This is a genomic window from Paenibacillus dendritiformis, assembly GCF_945605565.1.
GTDB classification, from domain to species: Bacteria; Bacillota; Bacilli; order Paenibacillales; family Paenibacillaceae; genus Paenibacillus_B; species Paenibacillus_B dendritiformis_A.
The window spans coordinates 4,810,480-4,833,510 of sequence record NZ_OX216966.1 but is presented as its reverse complement, the minus strand read 5'-3'; the positions used below and the strand labels follow the sequence as shown (position 1 = coordinate 4,833,510).

The window sequence follows — 23,031 nt, the reverse complement described above, 5'->3', positions numbered from 1 at the left end:
GGATCCGCTTGCGAGCTTCTGTACGCGAATGGCGAGAGAAGGCAAGCCTGCGGCGGCTCATTCCCGATAACGAATGTTCCAGGCCGGTTGAATCGGCCGCAATGAAGCTGTCGCCACTGCCCTGCGGAAGAGGAAGGGAAGGCGGCAGGAATTTGGGTGGTACCGCGTGAGTTCAGCTCTCGTCCCAAGTGGATGAGAGCTTTTTTGCGTGCATTCCGGGGTTCACTGCCAGCGGCTGCAAGCGAATATGAAGGAGGATGGGCATGATGGCCAACAATAACAAAACCTTTTACATTACGACCCCGATCTATTACCCGAGCGACAAGCTCCATATCGGGCATGCGTATACGACGGTAGCCGGCGATGCGATGGCCCGCTACAAGCGGCTGCGCGGCTTCGATGTCCGCTACTTGACGGGAACGGACGAGCATGGGCAGAAGATTGAGCGGAAGGCGGCGGAAGCAGGGAAGACGCCGCAACAATTTGTGGACGATATTGTCGTCGGGATTAAAGAGCTGTGGAAGAAGCTGGACATCTCCTACGACGACTTCATCCGCACGACCGAGGAGCGCCACAAGAAGGTCGTCCAGCAAATATTCGATCAGCTTGTACAGCAGGGCGACATTTACAAGGGAACCTATGAAGGCTGGTACTGCACGCCGTGCGAGGCGTTCTTCACCGAGCGACAATTGAACAACGGCAACTGTCCGGACTGCGGACGTCCGGTGGAACTCGTGAAGGAGGAGAGCTATTTCTTCCGCATGAGCAAGTATGTCGATCAACTGCTGGCGTACTATGAGGAGCACCCGGACTTCATTCAGCCCGAATCGCGCAAGAACGAGATGATCAACAACTTTATCAAGCCGGGCCTCGAGGATCTGGCGGTCTCCCGCACGTCGTTCGACTGGGGCATCAAGGTGGCCGGCGATCCGAAGCATGTCGTCTATGTCTGGATCGATGCATTGACGAACTATATTACGGCGTTAGGCTACGGTTCCGACAATTCGGAGCTGTATGAGAAGTTTTGGCCGGCCGATGTGCATCTGGTCGGGAAGGAGATTATCCGCTTCCACACGATATATTGGCCGATTATGCTGATGGCGCTCGGACTCCCGCTGCCGAAGAAGGTGTTCGGTCACGGCTGGCTGCTGATGAAGGACGGCAAAATGTCCAAATCGAAAGGCAATGTCGTCGATCCGGTCATGCTCATCGACCGCTATGGCCTGGACGCGCTGCGCTACTATTTGCTGCGCGAGGTGCCGTTCGGTTCCGACGGCACATTCACGCCGGAAGGCTTCGTAGAGCGCATCAATTATGATCTGGCGAATGATTTGGGCAACTTGCTGAATCGTACCGTGGCGATGATCGAAAAATATTTCGATGGCGTCATTCCGGCATTCCAAGGGCAGGTGACTCCGTTCGACGGCGAACTGGCTTCGATGGCAGGCCAGACGGTGGATAAGGTGGAAGCGGCTATGGAGAAGATGGAGTTCTCCGTCGCGCTCAGCGCAATCTGGCAGTTCATCAGCCGGACGAACAAATATATCGATGAGACGCAGCCATGGGCGCTCGCGAAGGACGAAGCGCGACGCGACGAACTGGCTTCGGTGATGACGCATCTGGCGGAGAGCCTGCGCGTCGCTTCGATTCTGCTGCAGCCGTTCCTGACAAAGGCGCCTGCCCTGATCTGGGAGCAGCTCGGATTGAAGCCTGAGACATGCGCCGACTGGGATGCGGCTCGCACGTTCGGCGTCATTCCGGAAGGCACACTCGTCGTCAAGGCCGCGCCGATCTTCCCGCGCCTGGAGGCTGCCGCAGAGACGGCATTCATCGCGGAGAGCATGAGCGGCGGGGCAGCCGCGTCCGCTCCAGCCGAGGCGCCTGCGGCAGCGTCTGCGCCGGCGGAAGCGCAGCCTCCGGCAGGGCCCCCTGCCGATGCCAAGGAAGAAATCAATATCGACGATTTCGGCAAGGTCGAGCTCCGCGTCGGTCAAGTGACGCATTGCGAGCCGGTGCCAAAAGCGGACAAATTGCTTCGTCTGGAGCTTGACCTCGGCTACGAGCAGCGTCAAGTCGTCTCCGGCATCGCGCAATATTACAAGCCGGAGGAGCTTATCGGCCGCAAAGTGATTGTGGTCGCGAACCTGAAGCCGGTCAAGCTGCGCGGCGTCTTGTCGCAAGGCATGATACTGGCCGCGTCCAAGGACGGGCAGCTGACGGTCGCTACCGTGCCGGACAGCATGCCGAATGGGGCGGTCGTGAAGTAGGATAGCATGCAAAATGGCGTTCAGATTGGAAATCAATTTGAACGCCATTTTTGGGCTTGTATTAACGAACGTTTGTTTGTGGTATAGTTGAAGAAAGATGGGAAAATGATCCATGGGACAATGGGGAGGGCAATATGTCTGGATTGCAAAAGGTGGAGTGCGGGTTATATACGATGTGTCTTGTGCAGGATGAAGACCGGGTGCTGCTGGTGAATCGCCCCGATAAGCTTGGATTTCCAGGCTATCTTGGTCCTGGGGGCAAGGTTGAAATTCCTGAAAGCATTGCAGAAGGCACGGTGCGAGAGCTGTGGGAGGAGACCGGACTGCGCGTAAAACCGGAGGATTTGATCTTTAAAGGAATTGATGAGTACGTCGTGCCGCAGACGAAATACCGGTATATGGTGTTTAATTATCTCGCGAAGCGGTATGAAGGGGAGCTGCTGCAAAACCCGCCCGAAGGAGAGCTGGTCTGGGTTAACATACAAGAAGCGCTGGAATTGCCAATGCAGCCTTGGTTCAAGCGCAGATTTCCTCTATTTTTCGAAGAGGGGACATTTGAAATCTCTGTCGTCTGGGATGAAGATGCGAAAGTTAGGTTGGAAGAAAAGGTGAAGCAGCTCGGTTAAACCCGAGCTACAATACAAAAAGCTTGGCGATAAGCCAAGCTTTTTGCGTATTGCGTACATTGCTCGTCCGTACGGATCAATTCAGGAACAGCAGCACGAAGAGGCCGGCTGCCACGCAGTACAGGGAGAACCATTTCAGATTGCCCCGCGCCATCAGCCCCATGAACCAGCGGAGCGCGAAGTAGGAGGCGACGAGGGAACAGACGAAGGCCAGCAAATACGGGCCGATGAACTCCCCGAGCGTCGGATCCTTCAGCATGTCCTTCCCTTCGAGAATCATGCCGCCCAAGCTGACGGGAATGTACAGGAAGAAGGAGAAACGCAGCGCCGTTTCCTGCTTCCATCCGAGGGCCATGGCGGCGACGATGGTCGCGCCGGACCGGCTGATGCCGGGAATCAAGGCGACCGATTGCGCCAGACCGACCAGGAACGTCTCGCCGAACGACAAGTCTTTGTCGCCTTTGCGGCCGCGCAGGTTGCGAATAAGCCACAGGGCAAGCGCGGTTACCAGCAGGGTCACGCCGATGATTTTCAGTCCTTTGAAGGTGTCCGCGATCACATCCTTGAACAGGACGCCGATGACGCCGGCCGGGATGGTCGCCAGCACGAGATAGACGACGAACATGAAGTCGGCCTTCGCCGCCGGGTCGCGGCGGAACAGAAAGCGGCATGTGTTGACGGCCAGCCGCGCAATATCTAGGCGGTAAATGAGCAGAATAGCCAATAAAGAGGCGAAATTGACGAATACTTCAAATCCAAGCCCTTCGATATGTAAGCCGAATAATTTCTCAACGATAACAAGATGTCCGCTTGAAGACACCGGGATGGGTTCCGTAACCCCTTGCACCAGGCCAAGGATGGCGTATTTCAGCCAGTCTATCCATTCCAAACTCTTCACTCCTTATAAAAATAGGTTTGCCGCGGGATTCAGATGCCAGATGACCCTCTATCATCTTATGATCGGTGTAGAAAGATGTCAAAACATGAAACTATTTTTTTTCCGTAAAGAGGGGATTGACATGTGCTTCGACCCTGCTATAATCTTAATAGTAATAATTACGAAATAGAAAGAACAAGGACAGGAAAGGGAGTTGGAATATGAATCTTGGGAAACGACGTCTGTCGCTGCGGTTCATCATGCTGGCGCTGCTCGCTTGCGGTCTTCTGCTGCTGAATGCATGCGCGAATAACGATTCGGCCGCGGAAGGAGCGGCCAACGGCAAGGTTAATGTAATCACAAGCTTCTATCCGATCTATTACATGGCGAGCGAGATTGGAGGGGACCATGTACAGGTGACCAATCTTATCCCGACGGGAGTCGAGCCGCATGATTGGACACCGAAGAGCCGGGATTTGCAAAATGCGTCCAACGCGCAATTGCTGCTCGTGAACGGAGCCGGATTCGAAGGCTGGCTGCCTGATTTCCAAAAGGGGCTTGAAGCCGGCTCGAAGGTGAAGACCGTCGAGGTCAGCAATGGAATCACGCTGATAAAGGCGAGTGAAGAGGAAGAGGAGCACGGGGAAGAAGCGCACGCCGAGGGCGAGCATGCCCATGAGGATGAGCATGGACATGACCATGGCGATATCGATCCGCATACGTGGATCAGTCCCAAGTCTGCACTCATCATGGTGGAGAATGTGAAGAACGCGCTTGTGGATGCCGATCCGGAGCATCGCGCCGACTACGAGAAGAACTATGAGCAGTTGAAAGCGAAGCTGGCTTCGATCGACCAGGAATATACGTCGAAGCTGAAGGACGTGGCGAAGCGCGATATCGTCGTGTCGCATCAGGCCTTCGGATACTTGGCGCGGGATTACGATCTGCACCAGCATGCCATTATGGGCATCTCCCCGGATGCGGAGCCGCGCGCGCAGGATCTGCTGAATCTATCGAAGCTGATGCAGGAGAAGCAGCTGAAATATGTATTTTTCGAAGAACTGGTATCCGATCAATTGGCCCAGACGCTGGCTTCGGAAGCGAAGGTCGATACGCTCGTCTTGAATCCGCTCGAAGGCTTGACGCAGGAGCAGGAAGCGGCGGGCGATAATTATGTGACCCTGATGGAGCGCAACTTGCAAAATCTCCTTCTAGCGTTACAATAAGAAGGATACTTTCGGGCAAGAAGGATACATTCCGGCGCGGGCGGCGATCCGGCCGGGAGAATAAGGAAGAGAGATGACTAGAACAATGCACGTAACCGATCCCTGCCACGGGCAGGTCATCACGTTGGATCATGTCGGTTTTGACTATGAAGGGCAGAAGGTCTTCGATAATGTGAACTTCACGGTGAGAGAACGGGACTTCGTAGGGGTCATCGGGGCGAACGGGGCAGGCAAGACGACGCTGCTGCGCTTAATGGTAGGCCTTCTTCGGCCTACCGCCGGGGAAGTGAGGCTGTTCGGCACGCCGATTCAGCGATTCAAGCAGTGGGAACGTGTAGGGTATGTTCCGCAAAAAAATTCGTTCAATCCGCTGTTCCCCGCCACGGTCATGGAGGTGGTGCAGTCCGGGATGTACAACCGGAGCCGCCTGTTCCGCAGGCTGTCGAAGCAGGAAATCAGCCAATGCGTCGATGCGATGGCCGCGATGCGGATCGAGGATCTGGCTCACAAAAAAATCGGACAGCTGTCCGGGGGGCAGCAGCAGCGCGTCTTTTTGGCCCGGGCGATGGTGAACAAGCCGGACTTGATGATTTTGGACGAACCGACCGTCGGCATCGATGCCGGCACGCAGAAGGAGTTTTTCAGTCTGCTGCAGCATTTGCATGAGCATCACCGGATGACCTTCGTCATGGTCTCCCACGATCTGGACCTGGTGAATTCGTGGCTTGGCGACGAGCCGGCAGGCTCCTGCGGGAATTTCCACTTCTATGTGAAGCATTCCCATGAGGCGGAATGTCTGGAGCCGGGTTTGACGCATGGCGTCATCGTCTGAATGCCGCTGCGGCATGCTGCTAGCAAATGATGTGAAGGGGTCGGTATAGATTGGATATTATATTTTCGGAGTTTTTCCAGAGGGCCCTTATCGGCGGTCTGCTCATCGGGGTTACCGGACCGCTGATGGGGATGTTTCTCGTGCTGCGCCGGCTGTCCATGATTGGGGATACCTTGGCTCATGTGACGATTGCCGGGGTGGCGCTCGGCTTTTTGCTCGGGATCTATCCGCTCGCGATGGGGGTCGTCTTCGCTCTGCTGGGAGCGGTGGCGATCGAGCGGCTACGCAAGGCGTATAAGACGTATGCGGAGCTGTCGATAGCCGTCATCATGTCGGGCGGCGTCGCGTTGGCCTCGCTCTTTTTTACGCTGGGACGAAGCTTCAACGCGAACGTGACCAATTATTTATTCGGCAGCATCTATACGCTGAACGGCACGGATCTGACGGTTGTCGGGGCCGTGACGGTCATCGTCGTCGTCTTTATGATTATTTTTTTCAAGGAAATGTTCATGCTGACCTTCGATGAGGATGCGGCCGCGGTGAACGGGCTTCCGGTCCGCTGGTTGAATATCGCCGTAACCGTGCTGACGGCGCTGGTCATCAGCGTTGCGATCAAGATCGTCGGCGCCTTGCTCGTATCGGCGCTCTTGACGATTCCGGTCGCGACCAGCCTGCTCCTCGCCAAGAGCTTCAAGAAGGCGGTCATCATCTCCGTGCTCGTGTCGGAGTCCGCCGTCATCGCCGGGCTGCTGATGGCAGGCGTGTGGAACCTGGCTCCCGGAGCGACGATTGTATTACTATTGATTGCCATGTTAATATTAACCTTAGTGATACGCCGGGGGGTAAAGGTATAGGTCTGTCGGAATGGCGGCACTTCCGCTGCATGAAGCCGTTCCGCCGCCCCGGCGCGTGAACTAGGGAGGAGGCGGTCAACATGTCGGATGTAACGGTCTGGGTTGCCTTTTGGGCAGGAGTCATTTCATTTATTTCCCCATGCTGCTTACCGTTGTATCCCACGTTCCTTTCAATTATTACGGGCATGTCCGTCAATCAATTGAAAGAAGAGCGCAACAAGCGGGTCGTTCGTTGGAAGACGATGACGCATACATTGTTTTTCATTCTCGGGGTCAGCGTCGTCTTTTATACGTTGGGGTTAAGCGCGACCTTCCTCGGATCATTCCTGGCCGAGTATCGGGATACGGTCCGTCAAGTGTCGGCGATTATCATTATTGCGATGGGCCTTGTCATCATGGGTGTCTTCCGGCCGCAGCTGCTGATGAAGGAATGGAAGTTCGATGTGTCGCGCAAGGGAGGTTACCTCGGATCGTTTTTGTTCGGGATGGGCTTCTCGGCTGGATGGTCTCCCTGCGTCGGCCCGATTCTCGGCGCGATCTTCACCTTGTCGGCTTCTGAGCCGAGCCTGGGCATCGTGATGACGACCGCCTACTGTATCGGCTTCGGGCTGCCGTTCTTTATTTTGTCGTTCTTCATTGGATCGACGCGCTGGCTGCTCCGCTATTCGAACGCCATGATGAAGTTCGGCGGCGCGGTGATGATCATCATGGGAGTGCTGCTGTTTACCGATCATTTGAACCAGATCAATATTTGGCTGCAGCAGATCACGCCGGAATGGCTCAGGCGGCTTACATAGGAGCGGCATCTTAACAAGGATCGCGATGCTGCCCATCAGAGAACCGGGCATGCTTTCTCCACCGATGGAGAGGGCATGCCCGGTTTGTTGTTGTTCACGCTCGGAATCCGTGGCTTACGTAAAATACAGCACGCGGGAAGCAGGGAAGTATTCATCGATGCGCCCGGTGATGAATTCCTTCAGCCGGTTCGCCCGCTCATCCGGGTAGACATATTTCCCTTGCCCCCAGCGGCCCCACTTATACTTGCGCTCCGCGATATTCATCTCCAGCTTGCTCTTCGGGTAGCGCTTTTCGATGACGGCTTTGGCCGTCTTCGTGAAGCGGTGCTGAATCAGCTCGAACGTGATCCGCTCGCTCGCTTCCCGCGGCAAGGCGCCGGACAACGTCGCGAGCAGTTGGTCATACCCTTCCTCCCAGCCGTCATGCCACATAATCGGCGCGATGATGAAGCCAAGCGGATAACCGGCTGCGGCGATGCGCCGGGCCGCCTCGATCCGCTCCTCGAAGCGCGAGGTGGCCGGCTCGAAGTGGCGAATGACATATTCGCTGTTAATGCTGAAGCGGACATCGGTGCGGCCGCCATGCCGGAGCGGGAGGAGCGGGTCGACGTGATGGTACTTCGTGACGAAGCGGAGCTTCCCGAACGGCTCATCGGCCATCCGCTCGATCAGGTCGGACAGGCTGCCGGTAATATGCTCGATGCTCAGCGGATCCGAGGTGCAGGACGCTTCGAAGCGCGTAATCTCCGGCTTCCGCTCTTCGATGTAGCGTACGGCCGCTGCCCATATGTCATCCGAGTTGACATATACCCGGATATAGGGCTTGGCGCCAAGCGTCGTCTGAAGATAGCAATAATGGCAATGGCCGATACAGCCGGTTCCGATCGGAATCGCGTACTCGGCGGAAGGTTTGGATTGATCGAAGGTCAATGTTTTCCGGACGCCTACGACGAGGGTGCGCTTCGCCATCCGGTATTTCTCCGCATCGGTATCCCCCGGCAAATCCATAATCCGGTTATGCGATGTCGTCATCCGGTATTCTATCCCCCGCGACTTGACCCAGTCCATAATCTGCTTTCCCTTCGGATATTCTAGCGCCCCCGGCTCGAAATAGACGAGATCAGGCACGAACAGTCGCGTATCCCGCCGCTTGTCCTGCTGTGTTTCGGATTGTGACGCCATTTCGCTCGCCCCTCCTCGATAGTGGTTACTGCCGGCCCGCACCGGGCAACAAGCTCCCGGCAGGCAATCATACCCGGTTAGTATGCTTCATTTTTCACTCAAATTCGCATGGAAAAAGCCGTATTTCCCTGCTATGGTTGAACTTGCTTACATGAACATGGTACACTATCTTATGGATATTGTTAGCGATCGTGGATGAAATGAGGGACGCTTGATGCCTACGCCAAGCATGGAAGATTATTTGGAACGTATTTATAAGCTGATTGATGAGAAAGGGTACGCCCGTGTATCGGATATTGCGGAAGGGCTGGAGGTACATCCATCTTCCGTTACGAAGATGATTCAGAAGCTGGATAAGGATCAATATCTGATCTATGAGAAATACCGCGGGCTCGTGCTGACGAGCAAGGGCAAAAAAATCGGCAAACGGCTAGTAGACCGCCACCATCTGCTCGAGGAATTCCTGGAGATGATCGGCGTGCAGCATGAGAACATCTACACGGATGTGGAAGGAATCGAGCATCACTTGAGCTGGGATTCCATTACGTGCATCGAAGCGCTTGTCGAATATTTCAAGCGTGACCCCGAACGCATCAAGGATCTCGCCGGCGTGCGCGGTGAATTAGAGAACGAATCTTCTTAAAAACATCTGTTTCGAGAGAAACAGATGTTTTGTTTTGTGCGTCTAATAGAGTAGGGCTTGAATATGTGATCAAGTCTGAAATATCAGATGCAAGGGAGAGAGAGGATTCATGACAATCTGGAGACGCCTCCTGTCGGGAACGATGGCGGCGCTGCTGTTCGGGGCCGGATTGGCGGCGCCTGCGCAGGCAGCGGCGAATGACATTACCATTTTTCTCGATCAGAAGAGGCTTGTCACCGACGTGGCACCTTATCTAGTGCCGGGGAAGAACGTAACGATGCTTCCGTTCCGCGCCGTCGGGGAAGCTGTGGGTGCGACGGTAGGCTGGGACAAGAGCAAGCAGGAGGTGGAGTTCCGCAAGGATGACACCGTCATCCAGCTCATGATTGGCAGCGATACGGCGCTCGTCAACGGAGAGAAGGTGGCGCTGGACGCCGGAGCGCAGATGCGGGACAGCCGAACGATGGTGCCGCTGCGGTTCATCGGGGAGAACACGGGCCTGACCGTCAAGTGGAATCAGGAGGAGCGCAGGGTGAATCTGTTCACGGGCGAGGCAGGAGCACAAGGCAATACAGGATCACAAGGAAATACAGGTTCGCAAGGAAATGCAGGGGCGGAAGAAATACATACCGAGGGCTTGAAGGGCACTTGGATTTCCACCGTATATAATATCGACTGGCCAGCCGATCCCCGCAAAGGGGCCAACCCGGAGCAGCAGAAGAAGGAATATTCCGATATGCTGGACAAGCTGCAAGGTATGGGGTTAAACGCGGTCTTCGTTCAGGTGAGACCGACATCGGACGCCTTCTTCCCTTCGAAGCTTCTTCCGTGGTCGGAATGGCTGACTGGCAAGCAGGGGCAGGACCCGGGCTATGATCCGCTCGCTTATATGATCGAAGAGACCCACCGGCGGGGAATGGAGTTCCACGCCTGGTTCAACCCGTTCCGGATCAGCGTGCAGGGAGACATAGCCAAGCTGGCGGCCGATCATCCGGCGAAGCAGCATCCGGATTGGGTCGTCAAGCATGGCGGCAAGCTGATGTATGATCCGGGCGTGCCGGAAGCGCGCCAGTTCATTATCGATACGATTATGGAAGTAGTGAACGGATACGATATCGACGGAGTCCATCTGGATGATTACTTCTATCCGTACGGACAGGCTGCCGAGCCTTTCCGTGACGACGCTTCCTACAAAGCGTACAACAAAGTATTCAATAACAAAGGCGATTGGCGGCGCAACAATGTCAATCAGTTCATTGAGCAATTGAATGGGGAAATTAAGGCGAGCAAGGCGAATATTCGCTTCGGGGTCAGCCCGTTCGGAGTGTGGCGCAATGCGAGTCTTGATCCGACAGGTTCGAATACGAAGGCCGGCGTGAACACCTATGATGACCTGTATGCCGATACGCGCACCTGGATTAAGAATGGCTGGATTGATTACATCGCGCCGCAAATATATTGGCATATCGGCCACTCGGCAGCAGACTACAAGACGCTGGTCGATTGGTGGATGAAGGAGACGGCAGGAACCGGCGTAGATCTGTATATCGGGCATGCCGCTTACAAACTCGCGGACGCGAAGGAGAAGGACTGGTCCAGCGCCGATGTGCTTATCCGCCAACTGGACTACAACAAGCAGTATGAGAGCGTGGCCGGCAGCATTTTCTTCAGCGCGAAGGATTTGCTGAACAATGCGAAGGACGTGGCTGCTCGGCTGAAGCAGTATTATGAGCAATAAAAGTACCGCACTACTATAACCTCATCATAACCGCCCTCTTCCGCGCATACATAACAGTAATACGATCCGCGTATGTGCCGGAAGGGGGTATTCCCTCTATGAAAATCAATGCTGTTTTTGAAGGCGGCGGCGTCAAAGGCATTTCGTTGGCCGGAGCGGTTCAGGCCGCCGAGAACTACGGATTTTCCTTTCATCGCGTGGCCGGGACTTCTTCGGGCTCCGTCGTGGCCGCGCTCCTCGCTGCAGGCTACTCGGCGGAAGAGATGCGCCATCTCATGATGGAGATGCCATTCTCCTCCTTTTTGCAGCGGGCTCCGATTTTTCAAGTCAAATGGGTTGGGCCGGCCATGCGGCTGCTGCTGAAGAAAGGCCTGTATTCCGGAGAACGGCTCGAATACTGGGTCCATCAGCGGCTGCTGGAAAAAGGGGTCCGCACCTTCGGCGACGTCAAGCCCGGCCGGCTGCGCATTATCGCCTCGGATATTTCCAATGGGCGGCTGCTCGTGCTTCCCGACGATATTAAGCAGTACGGAATCGATCCGAACCGATTTCTCGTAAGCAGAGCCGTTCGGATGAGCACCAGCATTCCGTATTTTTTTGATCCCGTTATCATCCGTCAGTCCTTCCAATCGGCTGTGCGCAAAAGCAAGCCGTTCAATAAGCAGTTCTCCTATATCGTCGACGGGGGCTTGCTGAGCAATTTTCCGCTATGGCTGTTCGATGAGGATGCGGCGGGCGGGGGCAAAAACTGCATTCCGACGATCGGAATCCAGATGGTAGGGAAGAGGGAGAACCATCCGCACCGGATCTCCGGGCTGCTGTCGATGCTGCAAGCGATTTTCGGCACGATGATGTCCGCTCATGATCAGCGGTATATCGAGAAGCATAACCAGTACCGGACCATCAAAATTCCGACGCTTGGCATCGGCACGACTGATTTCGATCTTACGCTGGAGCAGAGCATGGCGTTATTCGCTTCCGGCCTGGAGGCGGGCACGGAGTTCTTTAAGGGTTGGGATTTCGGAAAGTACAAAGAGATGTTCAAAGCTTTTCATAGCATGGCTTATAAAATATAGAAAAATAGCGCTCCGCGGTTAAGCAGCAGCGCTATTTCGGTTCGGTCTTGAATTCGGGCAGGAAAGGCGCGGGCGAAAAGTCAGGTTCGCGAAGAAGGAACGCGTCATGGGGAAGTGACGCCATCGCTTCCAGGATCCACAGGGGAATCCTCCTGTACGGGATCGGTTTTCAATGAAACGGTGTTTTGCGAGCCGTTCCAGTTGAGCTCAATGTTATACATTTGGCACAGTTCCCGCAAAGGAATCAAGATGTCCCCATCCTCTAACAGGGGTTGTTTTTTTTTAAAATTGACATTTTTGCCGTTGACCTGGACATAAACCTCATTTTTTTTCTTCTTCTTCGCATACCCGCCTTCGCTAAGCAACTGAATCAGCTCTTCGGGCGTTTGCTTGATCGTTCCCGCATTGAAACGGAAGGCGTTGCGGTCTTCCCGGCTGGTCATTCCCGGCTTGATGGTGAAGGAGAGCTCAATATTCAGCGTCTTGAGAACGCCAAGCACATCCTGGTTAAAAGCTCCGTACGGGAACGCGACGATGCTGCGCGTGTTGCCCAGCTCTTCCCGGAGCCGCTTCTCGGCGGTGGCCAGGTCGCCGGTAATGCGGCCGATATATTCCTCGTCGGTCTCGACTCGATCTCGGTCCTTCAAGTACAGATGGCGGCTCAGCATCGGCTTCTCCTTGCCTGTGGCATTAATTGGGCCATGGCGGTGGGAGTTGTATGTATGACTGTAGAAGCTCATGCCGGCTTTCTTCATTTCACGCATCTGATCCCACGTCAGCTTCGGCTTGCCGGTCTGGTTGTCTATGCTGGCGACAATGACGAAGTTCGTGGCGGTGTAGCCGAATTTCTGCAATATTGGAAAGGCGTGCGTATAGAACGTCTCGTAGCCGTCATCAAAGGTAAGCAGCACGGCATTATCCGGAATCGAGGATCCCGCCGTCATAAAATCAATATATTCATCCATGCTGATGACATGAAATCCCCGTTCCTTAAGCAGCTTCATCTGCTCCTCGAATTGATCGACCGGCAGCAAGTGAGGCTTCTTCTTATCCGGCTGGTCGACGAGCTGATGGTACATTAATACGGCAACCTGGTTCGAATAGTAGACGGAAGATGATGTCGGCGGGGAATATTCCTCGATTGACATCCCCAATTCCTTCCAGATCTGATCAGAGGATGCCCGGACCATCAGCGTTCCGTCGTCCACGACAACGGAGACGGGTTTCTCCAACTTTTGTCCATTTATAATGAATGCTACCTCCTTAACGCTTCGGTTCAAGCCGCAGCCTTGCAGCACCATGAATAAAGACAGAAGCGCAAGTGCGATTTTGGCAGGGTATAATAAGCGGGCTTTCATTAAAAAATCCTCCTTCGTTCATCTCATAACGAGATTGTAGAGGGAGGATCTTAATGATCTTGTGAGTCAAATCTTAACAAATGCTTATCTAACGCGAAATAATTACCACCTTCCTTAAGCATTCCTTAATAAGGACGCAAAAAACTCCGCCCCGCATCAGATCGGGACGGAGTATTCAGGGTCAGCCGCTCGCGGCCACGCCCTGTTCAGGCTTGCTTTTCTTCCGTGGAGGCGTGCTCCCGAAGATAAGCCACGACTGAGGCACGAAGCGCACCGTTAGGGAGACCGTAATCCAGGACAAGATAAGCGCCGACAAGAATCCGCCGGCATACCACATATGCAAGAGCGGCGATTTTGAAGTATGCGGCGGGAAATTGCGATAGACGAACAAAAAGAATGGATGAATTAAATAAATGCCGAATGAGATTTCCCCAAGCCGATGCATTCCGTTAACGAGCCACGGCCAAGCATGGCGCCGAAGCAGAAACGCGATCTGAAATGCCATAATCGCGAACGTATAGGTGTGAACGTTCCACATCAATTCATACAAGAGCGAATTGTAGCTTGCGCCATACAGCCGTGTCGTATGCCAGATGTACACATGTCCGAGTCCGGCGCATAGCCCGACCGTCCATAGGGCAATCCAGGATACGATACGCGGCGCGGTCGCGTTTTCCCGGCTGATGATGAGCCAGTTCTTCAGCTTTGGATAGTAGATGCCCAGAAAGGCTCCCAGCATGAAGTAGGACATATACGCGAGCGACCAGCTCCCTTTGTTAGGCACCTGAAGCGCGTATTTATTAAGCAGGATGAAGCCCCACTGAATGGCCAGTCCGAGCGGAATGCTCCACTTGGCGATGGCCGGCTTCCGCTTGAACAGCCACAGACAAATCGGGAACAGCAGATAGAATTGGATGCTGATGAAGACGAAGTATAGATGCGTATACGCCTTGCCCGTAGCCAACTGGGTGAAAAATTTGATCAGCGTCTCGTCCAGAGCACGGTCCCGGTAATGAGTAAAATGCAAAATGACGAAGTAAAATACCGAGAACAAACAATAAGGAATGATAATGTACTTTAGCCGTTTTTTGTAGAAATTACCGATGAGCTTAGAATCCAAAGGCCTCGAAAAGTAATTGTAGAATAGCACGAAGCTGCTCAGAAATAAAAATGTCGGTGTGCCAATCTTCATAAATATATTCATGAAGCTGTACATCCAGTAAAAATTGGAATCCTTCATCTGCAGCGTCGCAAATGACGTCGAGTGAACGGACAGGACTCCGATGATCGCCATCGCGCGTACCAACTGCACCTCGGACAGCTTTTCACGTCCGGTTGCCATGATGTCATACCTCCCATGCGAAATATCTATAAGAAGATGTTCAAGCAGGCCTTAAACCAGTTCCTGCGGAACATGCCCTATAAACGAGTATAAAATATGTATCTTACGAAAACGGATCGGAAATCCTTATTATTTTCTTAGCAAACGATGAGGAAGGCGCCGGCGGGTCAGGCGCAAGGGAAGCGAGTCGTAAATGTCGTCTTGTTGCGATCGCTCGTCGCCGAGATCTTCCCGCCGTGAACCTCAATAATGCTCTTCGTAATGGCCAGTCCCAAGCCGGTCCCGCCGGTCTCCTTGGAACGGGACTGCTCCGCCCGATAGAAGCGGTCGAATATATATGGCAGATCCCTCTCCGATATCGGATCGCCGTAATTGGTGACCTTCACATAGATCTGCTCCTCTTCTTTGCCGAGCTCGATATCGACATACTTCCCGGACTTGCCGTACTGGATCGCATTCGAGATGAGATTTTCATACGATCGGACGAGACGGTCTCCATCCGCCATGATGTACAGCGGCTCGGAAGGGGCGTTGATTCGGCACATCATGCCCGATTTCTCCAGACTCGGCACGAATTCCTCCGCCAGCTGCCGGATGAAGCTGGTCATGTCCAGTTCGGTCAATTCGAGAGGAAGTCCGTTGTTGATGCGCGTGAATTCGAACAGGTCATCGATCAAATATTTCAAGCTTAATGCTTTCTCATATGCAATATTAACATAGTACCGCAGCTCGACCTCATCGTGGTAGCGGTCATTTTCGATCAGCTCAAGGAAGCCGAGAATCGAGGTCAACGGGGTGCGCAGGTCATGCGAGACGCCCGTAATCAGGTCGTTCTTCGTCTTCTCGGCATTGCGCTCCTCCTGAATGGAGTGATAGAGTTGGGCGCTCATATGATTGATGCTCTCGGCGACCAGGCCGAGATCGTTGGCAGGCTTTACCGGAATGACATGCTCAAATTCCCCCTTGGCGATCTCCTGCAGTCCGTAAGTAATCTCTTGCAAATAGCTGTTCAACTCTTCGGACAACACGTTAATCCGATAGGCGATCGATCCGATTTCATCCGACGATTTGACCGGAATGACATAATCGAATTGTCCCTTGGCAATTTCCTGAAGTCCGTATGTTATCTCGTTCAGATAACGGATGATGGGACGGCTGAACAGAAAATAAAACAATAGAAACGATGCGATACCTGTCACGATCATGATCGGCTTCGAGCCGATATTGTTCACCGCCCAGATGAGCGGTCCGTTGTAGGGAGGCTCTAACAGCAAGTACCCGGCCAGCAAGCGGCCAAGCAGCATGATGAATGCGGTTAGGCTCACGCTGCCGAGGAACACGAGCAGGAACTTCCAGCGGACGGTACGGATGAGGTTGGCGCTTTTCGGTTTTCCCATTCATGACACTCCTATCGCATCCCGTTTTACAGGGACTCCATCTTGTAGCCAATGCCCCATACGGTTTTAATAAATCTCGGATTTTGGTTATCTTTTTCGATCTTCTCGCGAATCTTGCGAATATGGACCATGACGGTGTTTTTGGATTCCATGAACGGTTCGTTCCATACTTCCTGATATATTTTTTCCATGCTCAATACGATCCCCCGATTCACCGCCAGCAGCTTCAGGATCGCGAATTCGCGCGGAGTCAGCTTCACGGGCACATCATCCACGGTTACCGAGTGAGTGGCAAAATTAATGACGAGGTCGTCAATCTGGATCTCATTCTCGTCCGCCGGGCGCGCCGTATTGAACTGCTTGTAGCGGCGCAGCTGCGACTTGACGCGGGCAATAAGGACGAGCGGATTGAACGGCTTGGTGACATAGTCGTCCGCTCCAATGCTAAGGCCTGCGATTTTATCGATATCCTGGCTCTTGGCCGACAGCATAATAATCGGCGTGTTGTTCTGCTCCCGTATTTTCATACAGGCCTGAATCCCGTCCATCTTCGGCATCATGACATCCAATATAATCAGATCGACCTTATGGTTCTGCAGCAATTCGAGGGCGGCCAGGCCATTCGGCGCCTTCAGCAGTTCATACCCTTCATTTTTTAAATAAATTTCGATAAGCTCAATAATCTCTTTCTCATCGTCTACCAATAGAATGGTCTCTTTCGGCATCAGACTGACTCCTTTGCAGTGTAGGTACGATTGTGCGTTGTGACACGTCCCCTCTGGAAGCGAAGCGGCGGGACATGCTTCAAGACGCCCCGGGCATTCCGCCCGGCAGCGTCTTGATGGCGCCAATCAACCGAATTTTTTTCTCTCTATATAGGATGCGCGTAACTGCGCAATAACGCAACCCTATTCTTTTGCTTCCGGCACCGGCAGGAACAGCATATGAATCGGAAGATTGCTTCCGGAGGCCAGGACGAAGGTCAGATGAACCGTCTCTTCTCGATCGCCTGTCCGGTGCAGAACGCCGACCTCTTCCGGATTGATAAGTATGCTTCCATCCAGCATATTTACGACTTTGCCGTTCACGAGGAAGGCGCCCGCATAATGTCCGCCGCGCGCGTTCAGTCCGACAAGGGTGTGCGGGGCAACCTGGAGTTCCACATCATAGAGCACCCCGGTGTTCCCGATATTGACCTCCTCCAGGCCGGTGACGCTATCGGAGCCTGTCACGAACGTATCGAGATCATTATCCCCGATAATCATCCGCTGCGGCTTGGTGCCAAGCACCTGATTGACGTGGAACGTGCGGTTTCCTTCGGGGAATGTTCCGCGCACATGCTTGCCGTCCCGATCCAGCACGGGAAGCTCCGGCAGCGCTTCGATCGGATCCTTGTCCGGATTCAGGATGACAACCGAGAATTCAAGTTCTTGGTCCGTATGAATTTCGGAATAGGATGTCATGGTCAGCCCGCCCTTCATCGGAGATTTGCTGATCTCGGGCAGGACCACGACCGTCTCGCCGGCTGGCACCTTCATCGTCCGGACCGGTTCGGACTTGGCGAGAGAGTCCAGGAACCGCGATACGGCGGTTTTGCCGCTGGTGGACACATATTTGGTCGGGCCGCCCATCCCGAAGGCGTTGAGCTTGACATTGGCATCGGAGGTGCCATGATTCGTCGCCAGCAAGTATACGGATATATCTTGCTGCGAACGGTTCTGATTGTGGATGTTAATCCGGAAGCTTCCCGAGAGCGTATCCTGGTAACCGATACCTTCCTCCCCATACAGATGCTCCGGGCTATTGCTGCGGACGAAGGTCATTGGACTGGTCGTTGTCGTATAATTGACCGGTTCATAGACGAGCACGTCATTGCGGTCAACCGGAAATTTGCTTCCGGGTTCAGCGTAGAGCAGCCCGTGCTCGTTCGGTGTATATAAGGAATCATTGGTAACGGTAATCTTATGAGTGATCGTATCGCTCTTCCCGTGTTCGTTCTCGACCCGAAGCGTAACTTCATGCTCCCCGGGTTCGAAGAAGGCGGACGCTTTGCCTGTCCAGGTACGCTTTACGATCTCGCTATGCTCGTCTTCGCTCAGATCCTCATACCGAATATTTTCGCCCATTCGATAGACGGACTTGTCGGTTTTGAAATTGGCGACGGGAGGGGAGGGCTCGACGATGACCTCTGTCCAGGACAGCGTATATTCCGATCCGGACACCTTCAGCTGGCTCTCCGTAATGTCAGCCCATGTGCGAAGCGGTATCATTAAGCTGCCCTTCTGGCTGAAAATCTCTCCTGCCGATTCCACTGCCGTCCCGTTGACATCAATTGTTTTCGCGCCTGCTTTGAACCGAAGCGTCATGTCTTCTTTGCTGGCTACCGTTTCCTTCGCAGCGGCATCATAGGTTACGGAGAATCCGTAGAGGAGCGCCACGCTCTTCAGCGGAATATAAGCCAGGTTGTCCTTCTCGACAACGGGCTGATCGGCAGCAAGCTCTTGTCCATTATGAGACATTGCGGCCTTATCGGCTGTTAAAGCAAGCACATGGCTTGCATCGGAGGCTTGTACGGCAGCAAATGGAAATAATAACTGCCAAGCCAAAACCGTACTGAATGCGATAAGTTTCACACTACCTGATTTGTTGCGTTTCATCAAGAACACTCCTTCTCTTTTAGGGGGTAACATGCGTGTTGGATAATTGTTAAATAATTATTCCAGAGCCTTTTACGTACAATTGAGGAAAAAAGTTGCGCATCCAACTGACGCTTGTGCAGCGAAGGAGGGGAGCCGAGTCGGCATCAAGAAAAAAGAAGCGTTACGGTCTGATTGTACAGGGAGATGAATCGCAATGCATCAATCTGTCACTTTATTTAATGGAATTTTAATGAAATGTTAAGAAATAAAAAAGGAAGCGCCATGGCGAGCGCTTCCGTTCCGCTACTTCGTATTCTTCTTGTTCTCCTTCGGCTTGCTTCCTTCAATGACCCGCAGGTTGGCCTGAGATCGGGGCCGGATCCGCTTCGGCTGCCGGTTCGCGTTGCCCTTCGCCTTGGCTTCCGTTTGTGCCGACTTCTTGATTTTGGGGGCGGCTGATTTCTTCGGTCCCAGCTTATATAGGAGGAACACCGCTGCAATCAGCACGACGGGAATGAGCAACGATGCGATGCCTCTTTGCAGGGCGGAGTACAGTACGCCAATCCCGGCCAACGCAAGGATTACAGCCAGAGCCCATCTTGGAAATGCGCGCATATCATCATTCCTTTCGCCTGTGGTCTTGTACCGCAGAAGCCGATGCTGCTCAGGAGGCCGCTTTCTTCGCGGTCAACTCCTGATCCAACTCGCGCATTCGGTTGAACGAAGCGATGGATACTTCCACTTGATCGTCGGTCGGCGGCTTCGTCGTCAGCAACTGCAGCCACAAGCCGGGGTAGCCGAGCCAGCGCAGCACGGGTACATCTCTCAGCGCATTAGTCAGGCGGAGGAACTCATAAGCTACGCCCATGACGACGGGGATAAGCAGGAGTCGGGGGTAAATCCGTTCCCATAAATTATCATATGGGATGAAGGAGTAAATGACGACACCTACGATGACCGATAAAATGATAAAGCTGCTGCCGCAGCGGTAATGAAGCGTGCTGAACTTCTGCACGTTCTGAACCGTCAGCTCCAGCCCTGCTTCATAGGCGGTGATAACCTTGTGTTCCGCGCCGTGGTACTGGAACAGTCTTCGGATAATCGGCGTCTTGGCGATCAGCCACAAGTAGGCAAGCAGGAAAATAATTTTAATAATTCCTTCAATCAGCGTATGAATGACCCGATTATCGAATGCTTTTCCGAATAAAAATTGCTCAATGACGACGGGAACGGCGGTAAAGATGACTTTACTGAAAATAAGCGACAGAACGCCGACGGCTGCGACCCCGATAATCATGACGAGATTCCATTTGCCATCGTCTTTTCCCTGTTCCGCCGCATCCTCTCCTTCCTCATCCTCGGCGTACTTCTCCGCAGCATAAGTCAAATGCTGATACCCCTTGCCGCTTGCGTCCAGCAGGCTGACGAACCCGCGGATAAAGGGAATCTTCTTCAAAGCGGTAAGCCATGGCTTGTCTTCGCGCGGAACTTCATAAAAAGTGATTTCCTTATTTTTACGGCGGACCGCTGTCACATTGACATGCTTGCCAGCGAACATGACGCCTTCGATAACGGCCTGTCCGCCATAAATTGACCGGTTTTGCTGTTCAGACAAATTCTTCACCATCCTCATGTATTCAAAAACAGTTGTGCAGTCAGTACTAATGTATTAGGAATGTTATATTATTGTAACGAATTTCAACACCGTTTTCCACATCATGATTTGCGGAATTCTGTAATCTCCCTTTCCCGATTGGAGCATACTACCGCATATGTAATATTGTCCGAGGAAAGGGGAGCAATCAATATGAACGAACGTCAAACCCGGATGCAGCAGAAGCGGACGAATCCGTTCTCGTTCGGCGTGCTGACCGGTTTTTTTGCCGGATTGATATGGGGGGGACTGCATTGGCTTGGCTATATATTTAGCTTTACGATAATCGTGCCCGGTTTTTTGGTCGAGCCGTTTTACAAGCATGCCTATTTGACTACGGTGGACGGCCAGCTTCTCGGGCTTGTCGCATTCATCGTCTTCTCGATTTTGGCGGCGCTGCTGTATGTGCTTGTGCTCCGCAAAGTGCCGGGACCTTGGGCAGGCGTAGTCTACGGTCTCGTGTGGTGGGTTATCCTGTTCGTCATACCCGGGCCGCTGCTAGGCCTGGTTCCGCCGGTGCGGCAGACGACATGGAATACGATATGGACGGAATCGTGCACGATGCTGCTGTGGGGGCTGTTCATCGGCTATACCGTGGCGACGGAATTCAATGAAGAGCGGGAGCGCGAGCCGCAAGATCCCGATCAATCCGGTGCGCCGGGAGACCGGCAAGATTCGCCGGACAAGGGAGGGAATGACGGCGGCGGGGATGCATCCGACGACCGCACGCAGCCTCAGCCTGTCATGTAAATTGTCTGGGTGCCGAAAAGTAAGCTTCTCCTCTGCGGTTGCGCTTCTCATTTGCCGCTTCGTATGTTAAAATACGTGAGGATTCTCATGTAATCGTGTACGGGGAAAGGGGTGTACGGCTTGGCTTCCTATCTGGTATTGAACGGACCGAATCTGAACATGCTCGGCATACGTGAGCCCGGAGTCTACGGAGACGAATCGTTGGCTGCCATAGAGGGCAGGCTGACGAGGATGGCGGAGGAATGGGGCGTCCGGCTGGAGACCTTCCAGAGCAATCACGAAGGCGAACTGATCGACCGCATCCATGCCGCTTACGGCACGCATGACGGCATCCTGATCAATCCGGGCGCACTGACGCATTACAGCTATGCGCTGCGCGATGCGATCAGCGCCGTGAACATCCCGACAGTTGAAGTTCATATGTCGAACATACATAAAAGGGAAGCCTTCCGGCATGTGTCGGTGACCGCACCGGTTGTCCTCGGTCAGATTGCGGGATTCGGATCGAGGTCCTACGAGTTGGGACTTATGGCGCTTCATCAGGCTGTAAGCGATTCGAAGCGGGAATAATCGGGCGGGCCCGAATAACGGATTGACAATAGTCCATGTCAGGAGATGATGAGTATGAGTCAACACCGCATTACTCGATTGAGAGAAGCGATGGAAGCTCGCGGCTTGGAAGCATTGTTTGTGACCAGTGCGGTTAACCGGCGTTATTTGACCGGATTTACCGGATCTTCAGGCTACGTCTTCATTACAGCCGATCGGGCGGTTCTAATGACGGATTTCCGTTACACGACGCAAGCATCGGATCAGGCGAAGCATATGCAAGTGGTGGAGCACGCGCCGAAAATGACAGACACACTGAAGCAGCTGCTGTCCGAGGCGGGCCTGACCCGAATCGGCTTCGAGCAGGAGCATGTGACGTATTCGACATATGCCGCATACAGCGAGCAACTGCAAGGGATCGAACTGGTTCCGGTCGGCGGACTGGTAGAAGATCTGCGGATGATCAAGGATGCGGAGGAACTGGCGGTAATGAGGGAAGCTGCCGAACTGGCCGACCGAACCTTCAGTCACATTCTTGGCTTCATCAAGCCTGGCGTGCGGGAGAAGGATCTCGCATTGGAAATGGAATTTTTCATGCGCAAGCATGGGGCCACATCCAGCTCGTTCGATACGATCGTCGCATCCGGAGAGCGTTCGGCGCTTCCGCACGGCGTGGCGAGCGAACGGGTCATTCAAGGCAACGAATTCATTAAATTTGATTTCGGCGCATTGTACAACGGCTACTGTTCCGATCTGACACGGACTGTCGTTCTCGGCACTCCGTCGGATAAACACCGGGACATTTATAATATTGTACTGGAAGCACAGCTGAATGCGCTGGCTCACATCCGTCCGGGCATGACGGGACGGGAAGCTGACGCGTTGGCGCGCGATATTATCAAGCGCCATGGATATGGCGATCAGTTCGGACACAGCACCGGGCACGGCGTAGGCATGGAAATCCATGAAATGCCTCGTCTTGCTTCTTCGTCCGATGATGTGCTCACCCCGGGCATGACGGTAACGGTCGAGCCGGGCATCTATTTGCCGGGCTTCGGCGGTGTGCGCATTGAGGACGATATTGTCATTACGGACAGCGGAATTGAGATTATGACTCAATCGACCAAGGAACTGCTCGTATTGGACATGTAGTCGGACAGGATTGGGGAGCATCAGGGATCTACTCCGTCCAAGGAATCTGGGTTGCATAATTGTAGGAGGGAA

At 53.7% G+C, this 23,031-nt stretch carries 21 protein-coding genes; 12 read left to right on the top strand and 9 right to left on the bottom strand.

The genetic code is table 11. The features are described 5' to 3' along the window. Positions 1–266: 266 nt before the first annotated feature. Both metG and NNL35_RS21715 read left to right on the top strand, forming a co-directional pair. Complete coding sequence (metG, locus tag NNL35_RS21720) at positions 267–2,267, top strand: methionine--tRNA ligase (RefSeq protein ID WP_006676717.1); 2,001 nt, start codon at positions 267–269, stop codon at positions 2,265–2,267. Positions 2,268–2,401: 134 nt separating this feature from the next. Next, the gene (locus NNL35_RS21715) at positions 2,402–2,893 is read left to right on the top strand and encodes an 8-oxo-dGTP diphosphatase (protein ID WP_006676718.1); all 492 of its coding nucleotides are present in this window, start codon (positions 2,402–2,404) and stop codon (positions 2,891–2,893) included. A gap of 76 nt (positions 2,894–2,969) precedes the next feature. On the opposite strand, the gene NNL35_RS21710 is transcribed toward NNL35_RS21715, so the two are convergent. Continuing rightward, complete coding sequence (locus tag NNL35_RS21710) at positions 2,970–3,782, bottom strand: undecaprenyl-diphosphate phosphatase (protein ID WP_006676719.1); 813 nt, start codon at positions 3,780–3,782, stop codon at positions 2,970–2,972. A gap of 209 nt (positions 3,783–3,991) precedes the next feature. Between NNL35_RS21710 and NNL35_RS21705 the strand changes: the two genes are divergently transcribed. From NNL35_RS21705 to NNL35_RS21690, 4 genes are all read left to right on the top strand, one after another. Further along, complete coding sequence (locus NNL35_RS21705; RefSeq protein WP_006676720.1) at positions 3,992–4,996, top strand: metal ABC transporter substrate-binding protein; 1,005 nt, start codon at positions 3,992–3,994, stop codon at positions 4,994–4,996. An 85-nt stretch (positions 4,997–5,081) separates the two neighbouring features. Then, positions 5,082–5,828 (top strand): metal ABC transporter ATP-binding protein, encoded by a 747-nt coding sequence (locus tag NNL35_RS21700; RefSeq protein ID WP_006676721.1) that lies wholly within the window; start codon positions 5,082–5,084, stop codon positions 5,826–5,828. A gap of 50 nt (positions 5,829–5,878) precedes the next feature. After that, a complete protein-coding gene (locus NNL35_RS21695) occupies positions 5,879–6,682 on the top strand; it encodes a metal ABC transporter permease (RefSeq protein ID WP_006676722.1) in 804 nt (267 codons plus the stop codon). Between the two features lie 80 nt (positions 6,683–6,762). Next, positions 6,763–7,479 carry a cytochrome c biogenesis CcdA family protein gene (locus NNL35_RS21690; RefSeq protein ID WP_006676723.1) on the top strand — a complete coding sequence of 239 codons (717 nt, stop codon included), beginning with the start codon at positions 6,763–6,765 and terminating at the stop codon, positions 7,477–7,479. A 114-nt stretch (positions 7,480–7,593) separates the two neighbouring features. Here the strand turns inward: NNL35_RS21690 and splB are convergent, their stop codons facing one another. Then, on the bottom strand, positions 7,594–8,661 hold the full coding sequence (gene splB, locus NNL35_RS21685) for a spore photoproduct lyase (protein WP_006676724.1): 1,068 nt from the start codon (positions 8,659–8,661) through the stop codon (positions 7,594–7,596). A gap of 214 nt (positions 8,662–8,875) precedes the next feature. Between splB and mntR the strand changes: the two genes are divergently transcribed. The 3 genes from mntR (at position 8,876) to NNL35_RS21670 (ending at position 12,118) form a co-directional block, all read left to right on the top strand. After that, complete coding sequence (gene mntR, locus NNL35_RS21680) at positions 8,876–9,304, top strand: transcriptional regulator MntR (RefSeq protein WP_006676725.1); 429 nt, start codon at positions 8,876–8,878, stop codon at positions 9,302–9,304. A 109-nt stretch (positions 9,305–9,413) separates the two neighbouring features. Further along, positions 9,414–11,042 (top strand): family 10 glycosylhydrolase, encoded by a 1,629-nt coding sequence (locus tag NNL35_RS21675; RefSeq protein ID WP_006676726.1) that lies wholly within the window; start codon positions 9,414–9,416, stop codon positions 11,040–11,042. A 98-nt stretch (positions 11,043–11,140) separates the two neighbouring features. Beyond that, positions 11,141–12,118: a patatin-like phospholipase family protein gene (locus tag NNL35_RS21670; protein ID WP_006676727.1), complete on the top strand. Its 978-nt coding sequence runs from the start codon at positions 11,141–11,143 to the stop codon at positions 12,116–12,118. Between the two features lie 104 nt (positions 12,119–12,222). On the opposite strand, the gene NNL35_RS21665 is transcribed toward NNL35_RS21670, so the two are convergent. From NNL35_RS21665 to NNL35_RS21635, 7 genes are all read right to left on the bottom strand, one after another. Beyond that, a complete protein-coding gene (locus NNL35_RS21665; protein ID WP_254553724.1) occupies positions 12,223–13,476 on the bottom strand; it encodes a polysaccharide deacetylase family protein in 1,254 nt (417 codons plus the stop codon). A gap of 181 nt (positions 13,477–13,657) precedes the next feature. Beyond that, positions 13,658–14,818 carry an acyltransferase gene (locus tag NNL35_RS21660; protein WP_006676729.1) on the bottom strand — a complete coding sequence of 387 codons (1,161 nt, stop codon included), beginning with the start codon at positions 14,816–14,818 and terminating at the stop codon, positions 13,658–13,660. A gap of 167 nt (positions 14,819–14,985) precedes the next feature. Continuing rightward, a complete protein-coding gene (locus tag NNL35_RS21655; protein ID WP_254553723.1) occupies positions 14,986–16,215 on the bottom strand; it encodes a sensor histidine kinase in 1,230 nt (409 codons plus the stop codon). A 26-nt stretch (positions 16,216–16,241) separates the two neighbouring features. Beyond that, positions 16,242–16,940: a response regulator transcription factor gene (locus tag NNL35_RS21650; RefSeq protein WP_006676731.1), complete on the bottom strand. Its 699-nt coding sequence runs from the start codon at positions 16,938–16,940 to the stop codon at positions 16,242–16,244. A gap of 183 nt (positions 16,941–17,123) precedes the next feature. Then, complete coding sequence (locus NNL35_RS21645; protein ID WP_254553722.1) at positions 17,124–18,734, bottom strand: copper amine oxidase N-terminal domain-containing protein; 1,611 nt, start codon at positions 18,732–18,734, stop codon at positions 17,124–17,126. Between the two features lie 423 nt (positions 18,735–19,157). Further along, entirely contained in the window at positions 19,158–19,469 is a 312-nt protein-coding gene (locus tag NNL35_RS21640; protein WP_006676733.1) for a hypothetical protein, read from the bottom strand. A gap of 49 nt (positions 19,470–19,518) precedes the next feature. Next, positions 19,519–20,469: a DUF1385 domain-containing protein gene (locus NNL35_RS21635; RefSeq protein ID WP_254553721.1), complete on the bottom strand. Its 951-nt coding sequence runs from the start codon at positions 20,467–20,469 to the stop codon at positions 19,519–19,521. A 192-nt stretch (positions 20,470–20,661) separates the two neighbouring features. Between NNL35_RS21635 and NNL35_RS21630 the strand changes: the two genes are divergently transcribed. The 3 genes from NNL35_RS21630 (at position 20,662) to NNL35_RS21620 (ending at position 22,959) form a co-directional block, all read left to right on the top strand. Beyond that, positions 20,662–21,258: a YqhR family membrane protein gene (locus tag NNL35_RS21630; protein ID WP_254553720.1), complete on the top strand. Its 597-nt coding sequence runs from the start codon at positions 20,662–20,664 to the stop codon at positions 21,256–21,258. A gap of 120 nt (positions 21,259–21,378) precedes the next feature. Further along, positions 21,379–21,828 carry a type II 3-dehydroquinate dehydratase gene (aroQ, locus tag NNL35_RS21625; RefSeq protein ID WP_254553719.1) on the top strand — a complete coding sequence of 150 codons (450 nt, stop codon included), beginning with the start codon at positions 21,379–21,381 and terminating at the stop codon, positions 21,826–21,828. Between the two features lie 54 nt (positions 21,829–21,882). Then, positions 21,883–22,959, top strand: coding sequence for a M24 family metallopeptidase (locus NNL35_RS21620; RefSeq protein WP_006676737.1), 1,077 nt, complete (start codon positions 21,883–21,885; stop codon positions 22,957–22,959). Positions 22,960–23,031 lie beyond the last annotated feature (72 nt).

What these genes read in the sequence shown, in the direction of transcription:
- NNL35_RS21690 (WP_006676723.1), top strand. Translation starts at nt 6,763, where the DNA reads ATGTCGGATGTAACGGTCTGGGTTGCCTTTTGGGCAGGAGTCATTTCA.
- NNL35_RS21660 (WP_006676729.1), bottom strand. Translation starts at nt 14,818, where the DNA reads ATGGCAACCGGACGTGAAAAGCTGTCCGAGGTGCAGTTGGTACGCGCG.
- NNL35_RS21655 (WP_254553723.1), bottom strand. Translation starts at nt 16,215, where the DNA reads ATGGGAAAACCGAAAAGCGCCAACCTCATCCGTACCGTCCGCTGGAAG.
- NNL35_RS21670 (WP_006676727.1), top strand. Translation starts at nt 11,141, where the DNA reads ATGAAAATCAATGCTGTTTTTGAAGGCGGCGGCGTCAAAGGCATTTCG.
- NNL35_RS21715 (WP_006676718.1), top strand. Translation starts at nt 2,402, where the DNA reads ATGTCTGGATTGCAAAAGGTGGAGTGCGGGTTATATACGATGTGTCTT.
- NNL35_RS21705 (WP_006676720.1), top strand. Translation starts at nt 3,992, where the DNA reads ATGAATCTTGGGAAACGACGTCTGTCGCTGCGGTTCATCATGCTGGCG.
- mntR (WP_006676725.1), top strand. Translation starts at nt 8,876, where the DNA reads ATGCCTACGCCAAGCATGGAAGATTATTTGGAACGTATTTATAAGCTG.
- NNL35_RS21620 (WP_006676737.1), top strand. Translation starts at nt 21,883, where the DNA reads ATGAGTCAACACCGCATTACTCGATTGAGAGAAGCGATGGAAGCTCGC.
- splB (WP_006676724.1), bottom strand. Translation starts at nt 8,661, where the DNA reads ATGGCGTCACAATCCGAAACACAGCAGGACAAGCGGCGGGATACGCGA.
- NNL35_RS21675 (WP_006676726.1), top strand. Translation starts at nt 9,414, where the DNA reads ATGACAATCTGGAGACGCCTCCTGTCGGGAACGATGGCGGCGCTGCTG.
- NNL35_RS21650 (WP_006676731.1), bottom strand. Translation starts at nt 16,940, where the DNA reads ATGCCGAAAGAGACCATTCTATTGGTAGACGATGAGAAAGAGATTATT.
- metG (WP_006676717.1), top strand. Translation starts at nt 267, where the DNA reads ATGGCCAACAATAACAAAACCTTTTACATTACGACCCCGATCTATTAC.
- NNL35_RS21645 (WP_254553722.1), bottom strand. Translation starts at nt 18,734, where the DNA reads ATGTCTCATAATGGACAAGAGCTTGCTGCCGATCAGCCCGTTGTCGAG.
- NNL35_RS21630 (WP_254553720.1), top strand. Translation starts at nt 20,662, where the DNA reads ATGAACGAACGTCAAACCCGGATGCAGCAGAAGCGGACGAATCCGTTC.
- NNL35_RS21640 (WP_006676733.1), bottom strand. Translation starts at nt 19,469, where the DNA reads ATGCGCGCATTTCCAAGATGGGCTCTGGCTGTAATCCTTGCGTTGGCC.
- NNL35_RS21665 (WP_254553724.1), bottom strand. Translation starts at nt 13,476, where the DNA reads ATGAAAGCCCGCTTATTATACCCTGCCAAAATCGCACTTGCGCTTCTG.
- NNL35_RS21700 (WP_006676721.1), top strand. Translation starts at nt 5,082, where the DNA reads ATGCACGTAACCGATCCCTGCCACGGGCAGGTCATCACGTTGGATCAT.